The sequence below is a fragment of the Amycolatopsis sp. NPDC052450 genome, from assembly GCF_044547565.1.
Classification (GTDB): domain Bacteria; phylum Actinomycetota; class Actinomycetes; order Mycobacteriales; family Pseudonocardiaceae; genus Amycolatopsis.
Genome location: NZ_JBIUAQ010000006.1, coordinates 59,830 through 79,799, shown reverse-complemented (window position 1 = coordinate 79,799; position 19,970 = coordinate 59,830). Strand labels below are relative to the sequence as shown.

At 69.9% G+C, this 19,970-nt stretch carries 17 protein-coding genes; 5 read left to right on the top strand and 12 right to left on the bottom strand.

Translation table 11 applies throughout. From position 1 onward, the window contains the following. Positions 1–6: 6 nt before the first annotated feature. The 3 genes from ACIHAO_RS12750 to ACIHAO_RS12740 all read left to right on the top strand — a co-directional run bounded on the left by ACIHAO_RS12750 (position 7) and on the right by ACIHAO_RS12740 (position 2,348). Positions 7–870, top strand: a complete 864-nt coding sequence (locus tag ACIHAO_RS12750; protein ID WP_396557293.1) for a MaoC/PaaZ C-terminal domain-containing protein — start codon at positions 7–9, stop codon at positions 868–870. Positions 871–922: 52 nt separating this feature from the next. Next, entirely contained in the window at positions 923–1,672 is a 750-nt protein-coding gene (locus tag ACIHAO_RS12745; RefSeq protein ID WP_396557694.1) for a class I SAM-dependent methyltransferase, read from the top strand. 217 nt (positions 1,673–1,889) lie between these two features. Beyond that, positions 1,890–2,348, top strand: coding sequence for a riboflavin kinase (locus ACIHAO_RS12740; RefSeq protein ID WP_396557692.1), 459 nt, complete (start codon positions 1,890–1,892; stop codon positions 2,346–2,348). 48 nt (positions 2,349–2,396) lie between these two features. Here ACIHAO_RS12740 and ACIHAO_RS12735 read toward each other — a convergent pair whose 3' ends face one another. The 7 genes from ACIHAO_RS12735 to ACIHAO_RS12705 form a co-directional block, all read right to left on the bottom strand. Further along, a complete protein-coding gene (locus ACIHAO_RS12735) occupies positions 2,397–2,960 on the bottom strand; it encodes a DUF5134 domain-containing protein (protein ID WP_396557291.1) in 564 nt (187 codons plus the stop codon). A 74-nt stretch (positions 2,961–3,034) separates the two neighbouring features. Continuing rightward, on the bottom strand, positions 3,035–4,204 hold the full coding sequence (locus tag ACIHAO_RS12730; protein WP_396557289.1) for a lipid-transfer protein: 1,170 nt from the start codon (positions 4,202–4,204) through the stop codon (positions 3,035–3,037). Then, the gene (locus tag ACIHAO_RS12725; protein ID WP_396557287.1) at positions 4,204–4,599 is read right to left on the bottom strand and encodes a MaoC family dehydratase; all 396 of its coding nucleotides are present in this window, start codon (positions 4,597–4,599) and stop codon (positions 4,204–4,206) included. The genes ACIHAO_RS12730 and ACIHAO_RS12725 overlap by 1 nt, the downstream gene beginning before the upstream one ends. Further along, positions 4,596–5,510: a bifunctional MaoC family dehydratase N-terminal/OB-fold nucleic acid binding domain-containing protein gene (locus ACIHAO_RS12720; RefSeq protein WP_396557285.1), complete on the bottom strand. Its 915-nt coding sequence runs from the start codon at positions 5,508–5,510 to the stop codon at positions 4,596–4,598. The genes ACIHAO_RS12725 and ACIHAO_RS12720 overlap by 4 nt, the downstream gene beginning before the upstream one ends. Next, a complete protein-coding gene (locus ACIHAO_RS12715; protein ID WP_396557283.1) occupies positions 5,507–6,679 on the bottom strand; it encodes an acyl-CoA dehydrogenase family protein in 1,173 nt (390 codons plus the stop codon). Before ACIHAO_RS12715 ends, ACIHAO_RS12720 begins: the two co-directional genes overlap by 4 nt. A gap of 4 nt (positions 6,680–6,683) precedes the next feature. Further along, a complete protein-coding gene (locus ACIHAO_RS12710; RefSeq protein ID WP_396557281.1) occupies positions 6,684–7,748 on the bottom strand; it encodes an acyl-CoA dehydrogenase family protein in 1,065 nt (354 codons plus the stop codon). Between the two features lie 88 nt (positions 7,749–7,836). Further along, entirely contained in the window at positions 7,837–9,228 is a 1,392-nt protein-coding gene (locus ACIHAO_RS12705) for a wax ester/triacylglycerol synthase family O-acyltransferase (protein ID WP_396557279.1), read from the bottom strand. Positions 9,229–9,294: 66 nt separating this feature from the next. On the opposite strand from ACIHAO_RS12705, the gene ACIHAO_RS12700 reads away from it, so the two are divergent. After that, positions 9,295–10,551: an alpha/beta hydrolase gene (locus tag ACIHAO_RS12700; RefSeq protein WP_396557277.1), complete on the top strand. Its 1,257-nt coding sequence runs from the start codon at positions 9,295–9,297 to the stop codon at positions 10,549–10,551. A gap of 524 nt (positions 10,552–11,075) precedes the next feature. Here ACIHAO_RS12700 and ACIHAO_RS12695 read toward each other — a convergent pair. The 3 genes from ACIHAO_RS12695 to ACIHAO_RS12685 form a co-directional block, all read right to left on the bottom strand. Then, complete coding sequence (locus ACIHAO_RS12695; protein WP_396557275.1) at positions 11,076–12,260, bottom strand: SWIM zinc finger family protein; 1,185 nt, start codon at positions 12,258–12,260, stop codon at positions 11,076–11,078. Then, positions 12,260–15,025 (bottom strand): DEAD/DEAH box helicase, encoded by a 2,766-nt coding sequence (locus tag ACIHAO_RS12690; protein WP_396557273.1) that lies wholly within the window; start codon positions 15,023–15,025, stop codon positions 12,260–12,262. Before ACIHAO_RS12690 ends, ACIHAO_RS12695 begins: the two co-directional genes overlap by 1 nt. Positions 15,026–15,153: 128 nt before the next feature. Then, positions 15,154–17,229 (bottom strand): acyl-CoA dehydrogenase family protein, encoded by a 2,076-nt coding sequence (locus tag ACIHAO_RS12685; RefSeq protein WP_396557271.1) that lies wholly within the window; start codon positions 17,227–17,229, stop codon positions 15,154–15,156. 149 nt (positions 17,230–17,378) lie between these two features. Between ACIHAO_RS12685 and kstR the strand changes: the two genes are divergently transcribed. Further along, a complete protein-coding gene (kstR, locus tag ACIHAO_RS12680; protein ID WP_034322562.1) occupies positions 17,379–18,026 on the top strand; it encodes a cholesterol catabolism transcriptional regulator KstR in 648 nt (215 codons plus the stop codon). 86 nt (positions 18,027–18,112) lie between these two features. Here kstR and ACIHAO_RS12675 read toward each other — a convergent pair whose 3' ends face one another. Together ACIHAO_RS12675 and ACIHAO_RS12670 are read right to left on the bottom strand one after the other, a co-directional pair. Then, a complete protein-coding gene (locus ACIHAO_RS12675; protein WP_396557269.1) occupies positions 18,113–19,102 on the bottom strand; it encodes a TIGR03557 family F420-dependent LLM class oxidoreductase in 990 nt (329 codons plus the stop codon). Further along, complete coding sequence (locus tag ACIHAO_RS12670; protein ID WP_396557267.1) at positions 19,099–19,944, bottom strand: LLM class F420-dependent oxidoreductase; 846 nt, start codon at positions 19,942–19,944, stop codon at positions 19,099–19,101. Before ACIHAO_RS12670 ends, ACIHAO_RS12675 begins: the two co-directional genes overlap by 4 nt. Between the last annotated feature and the right edge of the window lie 26 nt (positions 19,945–19,970).

Genomic DNA, 19,970 nt, shown 5'->3' with positions numbered 1-19,970 from the left:
CCTCCTGTGCCCATCGACCCCACAGTCGCGATCGGCGCCGACCTCGGCGAGGTGAGTTTCGCTTGGACCGCGTCGGACGTGCAGCTCTACCACCTGGCGCTCGGCGCGGGCGCGGATCCGACGAGCCAACGGGAACTGCGCTACACCTACGAGGACGGCCTCCAGGTGCTGCCGACGTTCGCCACCGTGGCGGCGAACCTGCGCGTGTTCGAACCGCCGGCGGTCTCGTTCCCCGGTGTCGAGGTCGACCTCGGGAAGGTGTTGCACGGCAAGCAGGAAGTGATCGCGCACCGGCCGATCCCGGCGTCGGGCAAGGCGGTGGCGCGCACGCGGATCGTGGACGTCTTCGACAAGGGCAAGGCGGCCGTGATCGTGAACGAAACGGTCGCCACCGACTCGGACGGCACTCCACTGTGGACACTGCGGTCGAGCATCTTCGCCCGTGGCGAAGGAGGTTTCGGTGGCGAACGCGGCCCGTCCGACCGCGTCGAACTCCCGTCGCGCGAACCGGACGCGCTCATCGACACGCCGACGTTGCCGCAGCAGGCGCTGCTCTACCGGCTCTGCGGCGACCGCAACCCCCTGCACGCCGACCCCGCGTTCGCCGCGGCCGCCGGATTCGACAAGCCGATCCTGCACGGCCTGTGCACCTACGGCGTCATCGCGAAGGCCGTCACCGACGAGTTCCTCGACGGCGACGCCTCCCGCGTCGCGTCGTTCTCGGCCAAGTTCGCCGGCGTCGTCTTCCCCGGCGAACCGCTGCGGACCCGCGTGTGGCGCGAGCCGGCCGGGCTGCTGATCACCACCACGGCACCGGACCGGGGCGAGGCACCCGTCCTTTCCGACACTTTCTTGACCACGACAGACTGAATCATCGTTCCCGCAGGTAGCGGCTCTGGCTAGACTCGGCCGAGTGCGCCCCTTGATCTCGGACCCGTATGCCGAACTCGGCCGGGGCTACGTGCGATCAAGACGCCCGGATCCCCGTATCGCCGCCGCCGTCACCGCCGCCCTCGGTGACGCGCGCTCGGTGGTCAACGTCGGGGCCGGAGCCGGTTCCTACGAGCCGGAAGACCGCGACGTGGTGGCCGTCGAGCCGTCGCGGCGGATGATCGCGCAGCGTCCGGCCGCCGCGGCCCCCGCCGTCCAGGCGTGCGCGGAAGAGCTGCCGTTCCCCGACGGCGCCTTCGACGTGGCCCTCGCGGTGCTCACCGTGCACCACTGGACGGATGTGACCGCCGGGCTGGCCGAGTTGCGGCGCGTGTCCCGCCGCCAGGTGATCGTGACCTGGGATCAGGCGGTGTTCGCGCGGTTCTGGCTGGTGCGGGACTACCTGCCGGAGATCGCCGAACACGAGAGCAGGCTCGCCTGCCTCGACCGGGTCGTCGAGGAGCTGGGCACGGCGGGCGTGACACCCACGGTGGCCCCGCTGCCGGTGCCCTCGGACTGCGTCGACGGGTTCCTCGGCGCGTATTGGCGCAGGCCGGAGGCGTACCTGTCCGAACGCGTGCGCGCGGGGATGTCCGGGGTGGCGCTGCTGGACCAGAACGTCGTCGCGACGGCGGTCGAGCGCCTCCGTGCCGACCTCGCCGACGGACACTGGCATCGGCACCACGTCGGCCTGCTCGGCCGGACGGAACTGGACCTGGGATACCGGCTCGTCACGGCGTGATCGCGGCCGGACGCCCCGCTGTCGCGGTGGCGGGGCGGCCCTATACGCCCGTCGTGACCTAGATGACCAGGCAGCGCCCTGCCGACGTCGACCGCGGACGCGGGTTCTTCCAGGTGATTCAGTACACAAAGGACACTCTCGCGGCGTGGACGGCGGTCGACCCCGGGTGCGGGGCGTGGTATTCATGGCTCTCGTGACGACTGCGACGGGGAGCGGCATGACGGCGGAGTACTTCGTGGTCCGTGGCCAAGTGGAGAAGGGCGATCAGCGAGGCCGGGAGCTGGGCTTCCCGACCGCCAACATCGCGCTGCGCGACCAAGACGGCCAGGTCGGCGACGGAGTGTGGGCGGGCTGGGCCGAACGCGCCGACGGCACCCGGATCGCGGCGGCGGTCTCGGTCGGCAGGCGGCCGACCTACTACGGCGCGGACGGCTACCGGCTCGTCGAGGCGCATCTGCTGGAGTTCAGCGGCGACCTCTACGGCGAGGTGCTGACCGTGTGGCTGGGCCACCACCTGCGCGAGCAGGAGGCGTACCCGTCGTCCGAGGCGCTGATCGTCGCGCTCAACAAGGACATCGCCGACGCCGCGAAGTGGGCCGCGGACAACCCTGCCGACGGTCTGCCGGACGCGGGCACCGCCGAGGCGGGGGTCGTGCGCCGCATCCTCGGCAATTAGTCACCTGCTTGCGCGCGCCGACCGCGCAAGCAGGTGACTAATTGCGACTTAGACGGCGGCACCGAGCAGCATGTACCCCATCCCCAGCCCCATGATGACCCGGCACACCCGCCGCGACGTCTGGGCGGAGCCGCCGTCGCCCCGCGCCGCCAAAAAGCCGGCACGCACCGCGTCCGCGGCGAAGTACGCGGCCACGGCACCGAAGACCAGCGAAAGCCACAGCGCCGAAGCGCCGCCTGGACCGGACATCACCAGCCACGGACCGTGGGTGACGTCGCTGTGCGGCATGAACGTCACCATGAACAGCATCGCGGTGGCGGAGACGGCGTGGTGCCCGCACGCGGCGTGCCCGGATCGCCGTCCCTTCCACCACGCGACGGCGAACCAGCCCGCGGTCAGCGCCAGTACCGCCTGCCAGCCCGCCGCGGGGATCGGGCCGCCGACAGGGGACAGCATCGCGACCATGGCGACGACGAGCAGCAGTTCGGCCAGGTCACCGTTGCGGGTCGCCGCGCCCTGCGTGCCGTAGTCCAGCCGGACGAGTCTCAGCACGCACGGCAGGACCAGCGCGGCGAAAACCGCGGTGAGTGTCCAAGCGACGATTCCGGACATGGCACCTCCCGGGCGGTGGTCCCTTTCACCGTCGCAGGTACCGCTCTAGTACACCATCGGACATTGAGGTGATCTCAGCCGGTGGTCAAGACCAATCCGCTCGTAGGTACGCCGGTGCCGGCGGTCACCAGCACGCGGGAGGCCCCGTCGACCTGGTTGACCGCGTCGCCCCGCAGCTGCCGGACGCCTTCGGCGATCCCGTTCATCCCGTGGATGTAGGCCTCGCCGAGCTGTCCGCCGTGCGGGTTGAGCGGGAGTTCCCCGTCCAGTTCCAGTGCGCCGCCGCCGATGAAGTCCTTGGCCTCGCCCTTCCCGCAGAAGCCGAGTTCTTCCAGCTGCATCAGGACATAAGGGGTGAAGTGGTCGTACAGCACGGCGAGGTCCATGTCGCCGGGCCCCAACCCGGACTGCGCCCACAGCTGCCGCCCCACGACGCCCATTTCGGGCAGCGCCGGGAGATCGTCGCGGTAGTAGCTGGTCATCACGTACTGGTCCGGCCCGCTGCCCTGCGCGGCGGCCGCGATCACGGCGGGCCGGTGCGGCAGGTCGCGCGCCCGCTCGGCGCTGGTGACCACGAGTGCGACGCCACCGTCGCTCTCCTGGCAGCAGTCCAGCAGGTGCAACGGTTCGGCGACCCAGCGGGACGCCTGATGGTCTTCGAGCGTGATCGGCTTGCCGTGGAACCATGCCTTCGGGTTCGTCGCCGCGCGGGCGCGGTCGATGACGGCCACCCGGCCGAAGTCCTCGCTGGTCGCGCCGTACTCGTGCATGTAGCGGCGGGCGAGCATGGCGACGGTCGCGGCCGGGGTCGCGATGCCCATCGGGTAGTGGAACGCGTTGTCGACACCGGAGGAGTTCACCTGGCCCGCCGCCGCCGAGGAGACCTGCCCGAACCGCATCCCGGATCGTTCGTTGAAGGCCCGGTACGCGACGACGACGTCCGCGACGCCGGTCGCGACGGCCATCGCGGCCTGCTGCACGGTCGCGGCCGCCGCCCCGCCGCCGTAGTGGATCCGGCTGAAGAACTTGAGTTCGGGGATGCCGAGCTCCCGTGCCACGGCGATCTCGCTGTTGCCGTCCATGGTGAACGACACGAGCCCGTCCACATCGGACGGAGTGAGCCCCGCGTCCTTCAACGCGCTCGAAACCGCTTCGGCCGCCAGCCGCAGCTCACTGCGACCCGAGTCCTTGGAGAACTCCGTGGCGCCGATCCCGGCGATGGCCGCCCGTCCGGACAGGGTCATCACTCGCCTCCCAACGTGAGCGCCACGGTGCCCACCACGTGTTCGCCGAGACTGTCCACACCGGACACCGCGACCACGACGTCGTCGCCGTCCCGTTCCGTGACCCTGCCGGTGAAGGTCAGGGTGTCGTAGGCGTAACAGGGCACGCCGAGCCGGATCTTGATCGACCGCACGAACGCCTCCGGACCCGCCCAGTCGGTCACGAAACGTTGCACCAGACCGGTGTCGGTGAGGATGTTGAGGAAGATGTCCTTCGAACCGCGCCGCTCGGCGGCGTCGCGGTCGTGGTGGACGTCCTGGAAATCCCGCGTCGCCAGCGCGGTGCTCACCACGAAGGTCGGGGTGACCTCGATCTTCAGCGGCGGCAACTCGGTGCCGACCGGACAGTCCTTCATCGCGCGACCCTCCAAGCGGGCAACGTCAGTTCCTCGTCGATCTTCACGAAGGTGGCCTCCACCGGGAGTCCGATGTGGACGGACTCGGGATCGGCGTCGAGCAGCTCGCCCATCACCCGGACACCTTCCTCCAGTTCGACGAGCGCGACCACGAACGGCACCTGCTTGCCGGGCACCTTCGGATGGTGGTGCACCACGTAGCTGTAGACCGTTCCGCGGCCGCACGCGACGACGTGATCCGGCTTGACGTCGAGATCACCGTCCGGCGGCATCGGGCCGGGCGGATGCCGCAGGGTCTCGCCCCACCTCTGGATCCGCAGTTCCCCTTCACGAAGGCCTTCCCAGAAGAACTCGGTGTCCTTGCTGATCACCGGTCGCAGTACCGGGGCGGCCGCCTTGGCGGGCTCCGCGCCCGGCGGACGGAACTTCAGCACCCGGAACACCATGTCCGCGACCGCCTCGTCGCCGACGTACCAGGTGGTCTTCGTCGTCACGAACCAGCCTTCGCCGAGCGCGGTGCGTTTCGGCCCGACGACGCTCTCGAGTTTCGCGGTCGCTTCGACCCGTTCACCGTGCCGGAGGTAGCGGAAGTAGTTCTGCTCGGAGTTGGTCGCGACGACCGAGGTGAACCCGGCTTCGTCGAGCACCTCCATCATCGCGCCGAGCGGATCGTCCGACGCCCTCGTCCAGTGCAGCCCGCCCATCGTCCACACCTGCGCCATCGCGGGCGGCGCGACAAGTCCCTTGTGGACACTGCGGGCGGCGAACTCCTCGTCGACGTACACCGGATTGCGGTCGCCGATGGCTTCGACCCAGTTGTTCACCATCGCCTGGTTGACCGCGTCACGGGCGGCCCTCGGCGCGGATTCCCCGCGCGCGGCGATGCGTTCGGCGGCTTCCTGGATGCTCATCGCGGCACCCTCGGCAGGCCGAGTCCGGCGGTGGCGATCAGCTCGCGCTGGATCTCGCTGACGCCGCCGCCGAAGGTCAGCACCAGGTTGCGTTTGGCCACCACGTCCAGCCACCGCACCAGTTCCGCGGTTTCGGCGTCGGCCTGATCGCCGTGTCGCGCCACGATCTCCTCCAGTCTCCTGGTCAGCCGCTGGATGCGTTCGGAGCCGACGATCTTGGTGGCCGAAGCGTCGGCCACCGCCACCGGTCCGGTCGCCGACGACGCCGCGACCTGCCAGTTCAGCAGTTCGTTGATCCGGGCGGTCGCCAGGGTTTCCGCGAGGACGGCCCGGACGTCGGGCAGCTGGAGCAACGGCGTGCCGTCCGGGGTCTTCCGGACCGCCGCCCACTCACGGACGCGGTCGTGGAGCCCGCCGATCCGCCCGGCGGGGCCGAGCATGACGCGTTCGTGGTTCAGCTGCGTGGTGATCAGCCGCCAGCCCTCGTTCTCCTTGCCCACCAGCATGTCCGCCGGCACCCGGACGTCCGAGTAGTAGGTGGCGTTCACGTGGTGCGCGCCGTCGCAGGTGATGATCGGCGTCCACGAATAGCCCGGATCGCGGGTGTCCATGATGAGGATCGAGATCCCCTTGTGGCGGGGCGCGTCGGGCGCGGTGCGCACGGCCAGCCAGATGTAGTCGGCGTCGTGCCCGCCGGTGGTGAAGATCTTCTGGCCATTGACGACGTACTCGTCCCCTTCGCGCACCGCCGTCGTACGCAGCGCCGCGAGATCCGTTCCCGCGTCGGGTTCGGTGTAGCCGATGGCGAAATGCACCTCTCCCGCGAGGATCTTGGGCAGGAACAAGGATTTCTGCGCCTCGGTGCCGAACGCCTGCAACGTCGGCCCGACGGTCTGAAGGGTCACCGACGGCAGCTGGACGTCGGCACGGGAGGCCTCGTCGACGAAGATGTGCTGCTCGATCTCGCCGAAACCCCGGCCGCCGTACTGTTGCGGCCAGCCGACGCCGAGCCAGCCGTCACGGCCCATCCGCCGGACGATCTCGCGGTACACCGGTCCGTGCCGCTCACGCAGCATCGCGCGCCGTTCGTCGGCACTCACGAGCCCGGCGAAGTACTTTCGCAGTTCGGAGCGCAATTGGTGTTGCGCCGTGGTCAGTTCGATCAGCATCGGTTCACCCCGCCACCAGTTCGCCCAGTCCGGCCAGCCGATGAGCGGCGCCGCCGAGCGTTCGTCCCAGATCCTTGACCGCCGACGAGAACCGGTGCAGCGGATACGTTTCGTCCACGCCGATCCCGCCGTGCAGGTGGTGGCAGACGGCCAGCGCCTCGGGCGCCTCCGCCGCCAGCCAGTACGCCGCGATGTCGAGTTCCGCCTCGGCGTCGAGCCCCGCCGCGAGCCGCCAGACCGCCGACCGCGCGGCCAGCTGGACCGTCCTCGACGCGACGTAGACGTCCGCGATCTGTTGCGCCACCGCCTGGAACGCCGCCAGCGGGCGCCCGAACTGTTCACGCTCGCCGATGTGTTTCGTGGTCAGCGCCAGCGCGCCGGCGAGCAACCCGTCGCCGAACGCGACGGCGCCCGCGAGCGCGAACCGGTGCAGGGTCGCGATCGACTCGCCGGGCCCGTGCCCGTTGAGGAGATCGGCGTCGGTGACGGTCACGGCGTCCAGCGTCATCGTGTAGTCCGGTGTGCCGGAAGAGGTTCTCGTCGGCGTCAGCGTCACGCCGTCCGCGTGGGGATCGACGAGGAAGACGCCGGTGCCGCCGGGCAGCGAGACGGGCGTCAGGATCCGGGTGGCCTCCGCGGCGAACGGCACGCCGACCTTGACCCCGCTCAGCCGCCAGTCCCCCGCCGATTCCGCGACGGTCGCGGGGCGGGTGGTGAACGGCGCGGAAGGTTCGTTCAGCGCGGCGGTGAGCACGGCTTCGCCCTCGGCGACCGGCGCGAGCAGCGACGCGCGCTGGTCCGGGCCGCCGAGCGCCGTGACCGGCAGGACACCGAAGGCCAGCGACGCCAGCGCGGGTGTCGTCGAGGCGACCCGGCCGAGTTCGGTCAGCACCAAGGCGACTTCGGCGACGCCGAGTCCGTCACCGCCGAGTTCGGCGGGCAGCGCCAGCGCGAGCAGACCGGCGTCCGCGAGTGCGCGCCACGTGTCGGCGGGCTCGCGCTCCTTGCCGAGCACGCGCGCGGCCAACGCGGTGACCTCGGTCTGCGTCTCGTCGAACTGGAAGTCCACACTGGCTCCTCACCGGGGCGAACGGGCACAATATTGAAACCTGTTCTAGTCTTAACCGGAAGGAGCCGTGACGGCAAGGGGTGCGGATCTAGGAGATGGCTTTGAGCAGTTCCGCGAGCGCGCCGGGAAAGTGGTCGGCGAGCGGCCACAGGTCACCGGTGAGTTCGCGCGCGCCGAGCAGACCGACGTCGACCCGGCCCGCGTTGGACAGCACGGTGACGTTGAGCCCGGCGCCGTGGAACACCGGACCGAGCGGGTAGAGCCCGGTGATCCGGCAGCCCAGCAGGTACAGCGGCATCGGCGGACCGGGCACGTTGGAGACCACGAGGTTGTGCACCACCGGATGCCGTTCGGCCAGGCGCAGCGCGGAATACGCGCGCACCGCGAGGCCGAACATGGTCGCCGCCGAGAACTGCGCCCAGTCCTGGAGCATGTCGGCGTCGATGTCGTGATGATGGTCCTTGGAGTGCCGGTTCGACTCCGCGAGCGTGAACACCCGCGCGGCGGGATCCTCCAGGTGGGTGGGCAGCGACGCGAAGAACGCCGAGACCTTGTTGGTGCCGTGCTCGCGTTCGGTGCGGGCGTGCACGGAGACCGGTACGGTCGCCACCAGCGGATCTTCCGGCAGTTCGCCCCGTTCTCGCAGGAACTGCCGCAGCGCACCGGAAACCACGGCGAGGACGACGTCGTTGACGGTCACCCCGAAGGCGTTCTTGACCCGTTTGACCTCGTCGAGGTCGAGAGAGGCGTATGCGACACTGCGATGCGCGGTGATCGTCCCGTTGAACGACGTGCGCGGCGCGGTGAACGGGACCGGCATTCCCTTGCCCTGCAACGCTTTACCCAGCCAGCTCGGGACGAGCTCAAGCAGGTCGGGGAGCAGTTTCACCAGCTCGGCGGGACGTTTCACGAACGACGTCAACCCGGCGCCGAGCAGCGCGCGCCTGCCGGGAACGTCCCCGTTGCGGCGTTCGTCGTGCGCGACCTCCGGCGCCGGGGCGTCCGCTTCGAGACCGGCGAGAGAGGTGATCAGGCTGGCGCCGCCGACCCCGTCGACACTGGCGTGGTGCATCTTCAGCAGCACAGCGATCCCGCCGTCCGCCAAGCCTTCGATGACGTACAACTGCCAGAGCGGCTGGGCGCGGTCCAGCCGTTGTCCCGCGATGTGGGCGCAGAGTTCGGCCAGTTCCCGCCGGTCACCGGGAGCGGGTACGCCGATCCGGTGAACGTGGGCTTCGAGGTCGAAGTCCTCGTCCTCGACCCAGACCGGATGCGTGAGATTCCAGAGTGGATTGTGCAGTTTGCGCCGGAACGCCGGGATCAGGTCGACCCGTTCGGCCAGTTTCTCCTTGAAGCGTTCGAAATCGTAGCCACCGGGCATCGTCGAACCGTCCAAGGTGAGCAGTCCGCACACGTGCAGCACTTGGGCCGGTGTCTCCAAGTAGAGGAAACTCGCGTCCAGACCACTCAATCTCCGCATAAGAATCACCTTAAGTGAACTTTGCAACCGGTTCTAGGCCGTCACCCGGCGGTAGGATCGGTGCCCATGCAGCCGAGTTTCGTCGTCCGCCAGGCACTCCAGCTCGCGCTCACCGCGAACGCGCTGAAGCCGCCCAGAGGCGCCAGGACGGCGGTCCCGGCGTTCTTCGCGGGCTGGCTCACCGGGGAGCTCGCCCCGCATCTGCTCGCGCTCACCACGGCCGACGCGGCGGCGCATGTCGCCCGGCGCCGGGGCGGATCGAGCAAGGCCGGACTCGCCCTCGCGGCCGCGTCGGCGGCCGGGCTCAGCACACTGATCGCGCAGTCCCAGCGGGCCCGCGGCGAGATCGAGACGGCGCTGACCGAAGGCATCGGCAAGGCCTACGCCGACGAACTCGAGCATCCGCCGAGCCCGACCGACCTCGCGACACCGTGGGGCCAGCTGGCCATGCCGTTCCGGATGCGCGACCCCGACGTCCGGCGGACCCGCGACGTCGCCTACGCGCCCGGCGGGAAGCGGTTCCTGCTCGACGTCTACGCCCCGCGCGAACCGGTCACCGGCGCGCCGATCCTGCTGCAGGTGCACGGCGGCGCGTGGGTGATCGGCAACAAGGACCAGCAAGGCCTGCCGCTGATGCTGCACATGGCCAAACGCGGCTGGATCTGCATCGCGATCAACTACCCGCTCTCCCCCGCCGCCCGCTGGCCCGCGCATATCGTCGCGGCGAAACGCGCGCTGGCCTGGATCCGGGACAACGCCGAGTCCTACGGCGGCGACCCGTCGTTCGTCGCCGTCACCGGCGGTTCCGCGGGCGGGCATCTCGCCGCGCTGCTGGCACTGACCGCGAACGATCCGGCGTTGCAACCCGGCTTCACCGAGACCGACACGAGCATCCAGGCGTGCGCCCCGCACTACGGCGTGTACGACTTCGCGGCGACCAGCGGACGGCGCTCCAGCCAGACCCGGCTCAAGACGCTGATCGCCCGGCACGTCTTCGAGGCGGACCGGGACCCGGTGAACTTCCTCGACGACTACATCGCGGCGTCACCGCTGGACCGCATCACCGAGGACGCGCCGCCGTTCTTCGTCATCCACGGCGCCCACGACTCGCTGGTGCCGGTCGGCGAGGCTCGCGAATTCGTGCGGCGTCTCCGGGAGAAGTCCCAGCGTGAAGTCGCGTACGCGGAGATCTCCGGCGCGCAGCACGCCTTCGACGTCTTCCCCTCGATCCGCAGCGCGCACGTGGTCCGCGGGGTGGAGCGGTTCCTGGAGTGGAGCTACCGCACCTGGCGGCGCGGGCCGCAGATCCGTGAAGGTCTCTAGCCCCAATAGTCCCACCAGCCACAGTGGTGCCGGGCAAAGGTCGCCTTCACTGCGTTAGACGCAAGGAAGGACCCCTTCACGTACCTCAAGCGACCAACGCGCCGGAAAGCGTCGGTCGAGGTGGTCGCGAGTGGCGATTCGGGTTAGGACCAACCGTGTTCCAAGTGCCTACGGCGGGTGGCGGGTCGGGATCGCAAGTCCGTGAGGGACTCCTTCCCTACCCTGAGAGTAGGGAAGGAGCCCTTCACGGCATGCCGGGCCGGGTCGAGGCTGCGGACGGGCAGGAACGCCACCTTGAGCCTCAGCACTACAGCGACAGCGCGTCAAGGCCCCCTTTCCTCGGCTCAGCCGAAGAAACTCGACCTTCACCCCTTCCCCAGGTACATGAAGGACCCCATCCTTGCGCCCAGGTACGGGAAGGGGTCCTTTCATGTACCTGGCATCACGCAAGAAGCGCCGCAGGTACCTAAGAGGAATCGCCACTCACGACCAACGCGACCCAGGCTCGGCCAGGCGGCTCACGATCAGGGCGGGTAGATCACGTCGGTCGGCCGCGTGGACGGCGGGCCGTCGACCCGCCAGCCCTCGCCGTCACGCACGAAGCGGTACCACCGTTCGTCACGGCCGTAGCGCAGCTGCAGGTCTCCCTGGGTGATCCGGTTCCGCCAGGTCTTCGGCGTTCCCGGCAACCCCGATTCGGCGAGATCCGCTGTGGCCTGCGAGAGCGGCGCCTGCCCCGGCCGCCAGGGTTCCCGCACCACCGCCATCCCGCCCCGGCCCGCCTCACGCCAGGCCTGCGCCCAGACGGCCAGATCCCGCACCGGGACTCCCGCGGCCTCGGCGAGTTCGGCGACCACGTGAGGATCGCCGGCCGCCGCGCGCCGGGCGAGGTCCTCCTCGAATGACAGCTCCACTTCGCGTTCGGGCCCCATCACCAGCAGTTCCCAGGCCCGCGCGGCGGCATCGGCGGCCAGTTCGACGAACATGTCGCCGCTCCAGCCCGTGCGGTGCGGCGGATCGAGGTCGAGGACCGCGGGCGGTCCGACCGTGCCGGGAACGGCCGGTCGGGGCGGGAGCGCGGCGATCCGCCGGGTGTAGGCACGTTTCGGATCCACCCCGGGTGCGGCGGGGGCGCGCACCCGTTTGCCCGGCTCGCTCGCGGGAGCACGGCGGGACCGCAGTTCCGCGAGCACGGCCTCCCTCGGCCTGCCTCTGAGCAGGAACAGCGCGAACGGATCGGTGTCGACCTCGTCCGCGACCAGGTAGTACACCGCGGCGACATGTTTGCACGGGTTCGCGCTGTCGGGACAGGAGCATTTCGGCCGCAGATCGCCGGGGCCGGGGAGCAGGTCCGCGCCGGCGGCCCGCGCGTCCTCGGCCAGCTCGCCGGGCAGTTCACCGTCGAGGAGGGCCGCGACGTGCCCGAGTCGGGAACCGACCATGCGGAGCAAGCTCTCCCACTGCGCTTCGGTGAACGCCCGCATGCGGATGGTCACCCGGTACGGCACCGCCCGGCTGCCCTGTACCCACGCGGTCACCTCGCCCGCGCCGACCGCGAGTTCGCTGACCGTGCCTTTGCGCGCGTACGTGCGCCCGCGCGGCAGCCTGTTCGGATCGAGCTTCGCGCGCTCCTCCAGGGCCTCGACCCACGCCTTGCCCCACCACGTGTTGCCGAAGGTGCGCCGCTTCCGCCCTGTCGCGCTGGGCATCAGGTCTCCCCGAGGCGGACGAGGTCGGCGAGTTCGTCGTCGGACAGTTCGGTGATCCAGTTCTCGCCCGCGCCGATGACCGCGTCGGCTAGCCCCCGTTTGGTCTCCAGCACCGTGGCGATGCGCTCCTCGAGCGTGCCCTCGGCGATCAGCCGGTGCACCTGGACCGGCCTGTCCTGTCCGATCCGGTACGCGCGGTCGGTGGCCTGGTCCTCGACCGCCGGATTCCACCAGCGGTCGTAGTGGATCACGTGGGTCGCCTTGGTCAGGTTGAGCCCCACACCACCCGCCTTGAGCGACAGCAGGAACACCGGCACCTCGCCCGCCTGGAACCGGGCGACCATGTCCTCCCGGACCTGGGGCGTGCTCGACCCGGACAGCAGCATCGTCGGCAGCCCGCGTTCGGCGAGGCGTTTCTCCAGCAGACGGCACAACTGGACGTACTGGCTGAACACGAGCACGCTGTCGCCCTCGTCGAGGATGACGTCGAGCAACTCCTCGAACGCGGCGAGCTTGCCGGACCGGCCGTGCAGCACCCCGGGTTCCTTGAGGTACTGCGCCGGGTGGTTGCAGATCTGCTTGAGCTCGGTGAGCAGTTTGAGCACCTGCCCGCGCCGGGCCACCCCGTCCAGCTCGCGGATCATCGCGAGGTTCTCCCGCACCACGGCCTCGTACAGCGTCGTCTGCTCGGCGGTGAGCGGGACGAACCGGTCGGTCTCGGTCTTGCGCGGCAGTTCGGGCGCGATGTCCGGGTCGGTCTTCTTGCGGCGCAACAGGAACGGCCGGACGGTCGTGGCGAGCCGCTCGGTGGCGGCGACGTCCCGGTCGCGTTCGATCGGGCGGGCGACCTTGCGGCGGAACCCGTCGAGCGAGCCGAGCAGACCCGGCGTCGTCCAGTCCATGATGGACCACAGCTCGGTGAGCCGGTTCTCCATCGGCGTGCCGGTCAGCGCTACCTTCGCGGCGGCCGGGATCTTCCGCAGCTCCTTGGCGGTGACCGAAAGCGGGTTCTTGACGTGTTGCGCCTCGTCGGCGGCGAGCATCCCCCAGTCCACTTCGGACAGTGTCTCGCGATCCCGGCGGAGGACGCCGTACGTGGCGAGCACGACCTCGTCCGGCGCGACCTCGTCGAGATGCCGTCCGCCGCCGTGGAACCGGCGCACCGGGATGTCCGGCGCGAACCGGGCGAACTCGCGTTCCCAGTTGCCGAGCAACGACGTCGGGCACAGGACGAGCGTGGGACCTTCCCCGCGCGGGCGGCGGTGCAAATGCAGGGAGATGAGCTGGATCGTCTTGCCGAGCCCCATGTCGTCGGCCAGGCAGGCGCCGAGACCGAGCCCGGTCATCGTCGACAGCCACGCCAGGCCCGCCTTCTGATACGGCCGCAGGGTGGCCTTCAGATCCGCGGGTTGCTCGATCGGTTCCGCGGCGCTGTCACGGATTCGCTGGAGCAGCCCGGTCAGCGCCGACGGAGCGGTGAACTCGACCTTCTCGCCGTCCAGTTCCAGCTCGCCGGTGAGCGCCGCGGCCAGCGCCTCGGCCCCGGACAGCTTCTTCGCGCGATGGGCACGCACCTTCGCGATCAGCCGTGCGTCGACCTTGACCCATTTGCCCCGCAGCCGCACCAAGGGCCGTTTCGCCTCCGCGAGCGCGGTGACCTCGGCGTCGGTGAGGTCCTCGTCGCCGAGGCTCAGCCGCCAGCGGAACTGCAGGAGGCTCTTGAGCGTGAACTCGGGCCCGGTGACACTGCCCGGGACCTGGGTCGCGCTCGCCTTCGCCTTGAGCTCGCCCGCGAAGAGATCCTTCGGCCACTGCACCTCGATGCCGGCGCCGCCCAGCGCCGCGTCCCCGTGGGTCAGCAGGTCGACGACCTCGTCGTACTCCAGTGCCAGCCCGGTCGGCGCGGCGGACCGGAGCATGCGGCCGAGCGGCGCCCATGCCCTGGCGCCCCGGCGGAGGCCGAGCAGCAGCTGGGTCTCGACCTGCTCGCCCATCCGTTCCAGCACCGCTTCGGGCGCGTCCCAGAGCGTCGCCGCCTCGACGATCAGGCTCGGATCGGCGGCGCTCCGCACGGCGAGGACGGCGACGAACGTGGGCTCTTCTTCGGTGCCCTCGGGCTCGTTCACCTCCATGCGCAGGACGAGATGCGCGCCCTGCGCCTGCCGGGCGCTCAGCTCCGCGAGCCACGCGGCACCGTCCGGACCGACCAGCGTCGGCTCGGCCGACGCGAACGCGGGCCCACCCGCCGTGACACTCGCGGCGGGCGTGCGGACCAGCACATCCGCCGTGGCGTCCCAGAACGCGCGGATCAGCGACTCCGGCGAATGCAGCCGGATCCGTTTCAACCCGGACAACGGCAGCGCGTGCGCCTCGGGAGGCAGCGCGGCGGCGAGCCCGCGCAACATCTCCTCGTCGGCGACGTCGAGCGGGCCGACCCGCCACGAATCCACCCCGCCGGGTGAGGCCGCGGGCAGCAGCCTCCCGCGGGCGATGAGGTTCACCCCGGCTTCGGCGACGGCCGACCACGCGGCGATGGCCGGGCTCAGGTCGCCCTCGGCGGTCAGGAGTCGCGGAATCGCGCGTGACAACGGGACGAGTGCCGCGTCGACCTTCGTGCGCCGGAAGACCTTCCCCACCGGCAGCACGAGTTCGATCGCGGTGTCACCCGCTACGCCGTCTCCCCAGAGCGCCAGCACGCCGTCCCGCGGGGGATCCGAGGGGACGAAGGTGGCTTGGGTTCCTGTGCCGAACTCCACGACCCGCACGTTAGAGCACGGGACCGACAGCCGGCTTGCGGCGGTGTCATGAAAGGGTCGTTCAGGACACAAAACGTCTTGAACGACCCTTTCATGACACTCGAAACGGGCGTGACCGGTACTTTCGCGCCCCGGGTTCAGGACCGAGGCAGCCCCAGCAGCCGCTCGGCCGTCAGCGACAGCAGCACCTGCGTCGTACCGCCCGCGATACTGAGGCACCGTGTCAGCAGGAACTCGTGCTGCGCGGGGTCACCGGCGACGAGCGCGTTCTCCGCCAAAGCCTCCAGCGCGAACTCCGCCACCGCCTGCCGATGCCGCACTCCCAGCAGTTTGCGCACACTCGACTCGGCGCCCGGATCCTGGCCGTCGAGCCGCCGCAACGTCGCCCGCAGGTCCAGGACCGAACACGCGCTGCCGTCGGCGATCAACGCGCCCAGCCGGTCGAGGTCGGCATCCCAGCCGAGGGTGGCGAGCAGGTTTTCGACGCCCTCCCCCACCGCGGATCCACTCCCGAGGGCCACCCGCTCGTTCGCCAGCGTCGTCCGCGCGAGCCGCCAGCCGCCGTCGACCTCTCCGACCACCATGTCGTCCGGGACGAAGACGTCGTCGAGGAACACCTCGTTGAAGACGGCGTCGCCGGTGATCTCGCGCAGCGGACGCGTACTGATCCCGTCCGCGGTCATGTCGACGAGGAAGTAGGTGATCCCCTTGTGTTTCGGCACGTCCGGGTCGGTTCGCGCCAGGCAGATCGCCCAGTCGGCTTCGCGGGCGAGCGAGGTCCACACCTTCTGGCCGTTGAGCAGCCAGCCGCCGTCGACGCGGCGGGCCGTCGTGCGGAGCGACGCTAGATCCGAGCCGGCCTCGGGCTCGCTGAACAGCTGACACCAGGTGATCTCGCCCCGCAAAGTGGGCGCGGCGAACCGTTCGCGCTGTTCCTCGGAGCCGTGTTCCAGCAGTGTCGGGACCGCCCAGGCGCCGATGACCAGATCGGGACGGCGGATGCCCGCGCCGGCGAGGGCGGCGTCGATCCGCAGTTGCTCGGCGGCGGTCGCGCCTCTGCCGTACGGCGCGGGCCAATGCGGGGCCAGCAGTCCCGAATCGGCCAGCGCGACGCGCCGTGCCCGCTCGGGTAAAGCGGCGATTTCGCCTACCAGGTCACGGAGTCCGGCGTCTTCGCCGACGTCGACACTCAACGTCCGGCGGTCGCCGCGCAGTGCGAGTTCGGCGGCACGACGTCGCCAGCGGGCGGAACCGCCCAGCCATTGCCGCAGCGCCACGGCGCGCCGCAGGTAGAAGTGCGCGTCATGCTCCCAGGTGAAGCCGATGCCGCCGAGGACCTGGATGCAGTCCTTCGCGTTGGCCACGGCCGCGTCGAGCGCGTAGGCCGCCGCCGTGGCGGCCGCGAGTGCGTGCTGCGCCGGGTCTTCGGCCGCTCTCGCCGCGTCCCACGCGAGCGCGTCGGTGGCTTCGGCCCGGCACAGCATTTCCGCGCACAGATGCTTGATCGCCTGGAACGACCCGATGGGACGGCCGAACTGCTCTCGCACCTTCGCGTACTCGACGGCGGTCCGAAGACACCATCGGGCGATCCCCGCGGCCTCGGCGGCACCGAGAGTGGCGGCGTAGGAATCCACCGGCAGAGCCTCGAAAACCGCTTCGGGCCGGACCTTCGCGCATCGGATACGGCCGACGGGCCGGGACACGTCGAAGGGCTCGCAGTGCTCGATGTCCATTCCGGACGCCCCGGGCGGAATGAGCGCGGAGACGTCACCGTCGGAGACCAGCGTCCATGCCGACGGGTGAACGTCGAGAGCCGGCCCCGACTCGCCGTCGACGACCGAACCCGAGATGTGGAAGCCCCGGCTCAGCACCACCGCCATCCGTTCGGTCCCGTCCGCGAGACCGGGCAGGATCTCCTTGGCGGCTTGGGGAACCGTCGCGAGCAGCGCGCCGCCCAACGCCGTTCCGAGGACAGGCCCCGGCACGAGTGCTTCGGCGGCTTCGGCGAGCCCGGCGGCCAGGTCGGCGACCGTACCGCCGGCGCCGCCGACGTCTTCGGGAATCGCCACGCCGAACAGGCCGAGGTCCGCCAGTCCTGATGGCGGCTCGGTGATTCGGCCATCGCGTACGGCGTCGACGGGGCGGGCGGAAGCCGCCCAGGCCCGGATCGACGCGGCCAGCGCCGCCTGTTCCTCGGTGAGCGCGATCGACACGGGTGAGACCTCCTGCTCGGACCTACCCGCGAGTGTAGAACGTGTTACAGTTTCTTGCCCAGTGGGTCACGTCTTGAACAGTTCGTCCGCTTAGGTACGCTACGCGGGGAAAGTGGAACAAGTTCCGTTCGATGAAGGGGGACGTGGCGATGCCAGGGAAGGCCAAGGCACCCACGAGCGCGAAGGCGCGAAGCGGCAACGGTCTCTCCGCGCTGGGCGGCGAGGAACTGGGCTCCGCGGCGCAACGCGACCGGCGGCGCCGCATCATCGACGCGACCCTCACCCTCGCCGCGAAAGGCGGGTACGACGCGGTCCAGATGCGGGCGGTCGCCGAGAAGGCGGACGTCGCGCTCGGCACACTGTACCGCTATTTCCCGTCGAAGATCCACCTGCTGGTTTCCGGGCTGGCCAGGGAATTCGAACGCGCGCAGGAGAAACTCGACCGCGCGGCCATCCCCGGCGAGACCCCGAGCGAGCGGCTGATGTTCGTCCTCGGCCGCAACACCCGGCTGATGCAGCGGGACCCGCATCTGACCGAGGCCATGGTGCGCGCGTTCATGTTCGCCGACACGACCGCGGCCGCCGAGGTCGAGCAGGTCGGACGGCTGATGGAGAACATGTTCGCCAAGGCCATGGGCATCGAGGACCCGACCGAGGCCGACCGCGACATCTTCCACGTCATCGCCGACGTCTGGATGGCGAACCTGGTCGCTTGGGTGACGCGGCGCGCTTCGGCGGCCGACGTCGCGAATCGCCTGGAGCTGTCGGTGCACCTGCTGCTGGACAAGAACGTCTGACGGCCCCGCTTCTCTCGTGCAATGAAGGGGCCTTTCATAGCAAAATTTGCTATGAAAGGCCCCTTCATTGCAGCGCCATGCACGCGTCAGGCGGTCAGCTTCGGCAGCACGTCCCGCCCGAAGGTCTCGATGAACTCGTCCTGGTTCCGGCCGACGTTGTGGACGTAGATCCGGTTGAACCCGGCGTCGACGTACTTCTGCAGCGCCGCGCGGTGCACGTCCGGATCGGACGAGACGACCATGCGGCCCTCGAAGTCCTCACGCCGCACCAGTTTCGCCATCTGCGCGAAGTCGAACGGCGAGCGGATGTCGGCCTTCGGGAACTTCATGCCGCCGTTGGGCCACTGGTCCATCGCGTTGGCCCACGCCGTCTCGTCGTCCTCGGCCCACGACAGGTGCACCTGCAGCAGCTTCGGCATCGTGTCCGGGTCCTTGCCCGCCTTGCGCGCGCCGGTGCCGAAGTGGTCGAGGATCCCCGCCAGCTTCTCGATCGACGCGCCCGGCGTGATCAGCCCGTCCGCGAGTTCACCGGTCTTGCGTGAGGTGTACGGGCCCGCCGACGCGATGTAGATCGGCGGCGGCTCGTCCGGCAGCGTCCACAGCCGGGTGGTGTGCAGCTTGAAGAATTCGCCGCTGTGCTTGACGTCCTTGCCGGTGAACAGTTTCCGGATGACTTCGAGCGCCTCGAACATCCGCCGCACCCGCTCGGGCGCTTCGGGCCAGTAACCGCCGATGATGTGCTCGTTGAGCGCCTCGCCGGAGCCGATGCCGAGCCAGGTCCGGCCAGGGTAGGTCGCCTCCAGCGTCGCCGCGGCCTGCGCGACCATCGACGGGTGCAACCGGAACGACGGGCAGGTCACGCCCGGCCCGAGGTCACCGGTGGTGTTCTCCGCCAACGAGGCGAGCACGCTCCACACAAAGGATGCTTCACCCTGTTGAGGGACCCACGGCTGGAAGTGGTCGGCGGCCATCTGGCCGGAGAATCCGTGCTGTTCGGCCAGCGCCGCCAGCCGGATCGACTCGCGCGGCGAGAACTGCTCGAGTGCCGCGGCCAAGCCGATTTGTACCTCAGTCACGCCTGCTGCCCCTTTCGAAAGCTCTCGGCGACCTTCGCGTACTGGTCGAGTCGTTCCAGTGTCGCCGCTTCGGGCTCTGTCGGCAGGAAGAGCGTGGCCTCGTCGACGCCACCGTTGACCAGCCTGCCCAGCGCGTCCTCCTCCGGAGTGGCGCCGAAGGCCGAGAACTTGAGGTCACCACGGCCCTGGTCGGCCAGCCACTGACGAGCCCGGCGAAGCTCCTCCGGCGGGGTGTGGGCGTGCGGCAGCCAGCCGTCGCCGTACTTGGCGATCCGCTGCATCGCCTTCTCCCCCGCGCCACCGATGTAGATCGGCGGATGCGGCTTCTGCACCGGCTTGGGCCACGCGAAGATCGGGTCGAAGTCGACGAACTCGCCGTGGAACTCGGCCTCGTCCTTGGTCCAGATCTCTTTGAGCGCGGCCAGTTGCTCGTCCACGAGCACACCCCGGGTGCGCGGATCCGTGCCGTGATTGCGCATTTCCTCCCGGTTCCAGCCGACGCCGATCCCGAAGACGAACCGGCCTCGCGAAACCAGGTCGAGCGAAGCGACCTCTTTCGCCGTGTGGATGACGTCGCGCTGCTGCAGCAACGCGACGCCCGTCCCGAGTTTCAGGTTCGACGTGGCCCCGGCCGCCGCCGTCAGCGCGACGAACGGGTCCAGCGTCCGGTAGTACACGCGCGGCAGCTCGCCACCGCCCGGATACGGAGTTTCCCGGCTGACCGGGATGTGGGAGTGCTCCGCGATGTGGAGCGAGCTGAACCCGCGCTCTTCGACGGCCGCGGCGAGGACGTCCGGCCTGATGCCTTCATCGGTGATGAAGGTGGCGATTCCGATCTCCATGTTCAGCAACTACCCGAACACGCGCC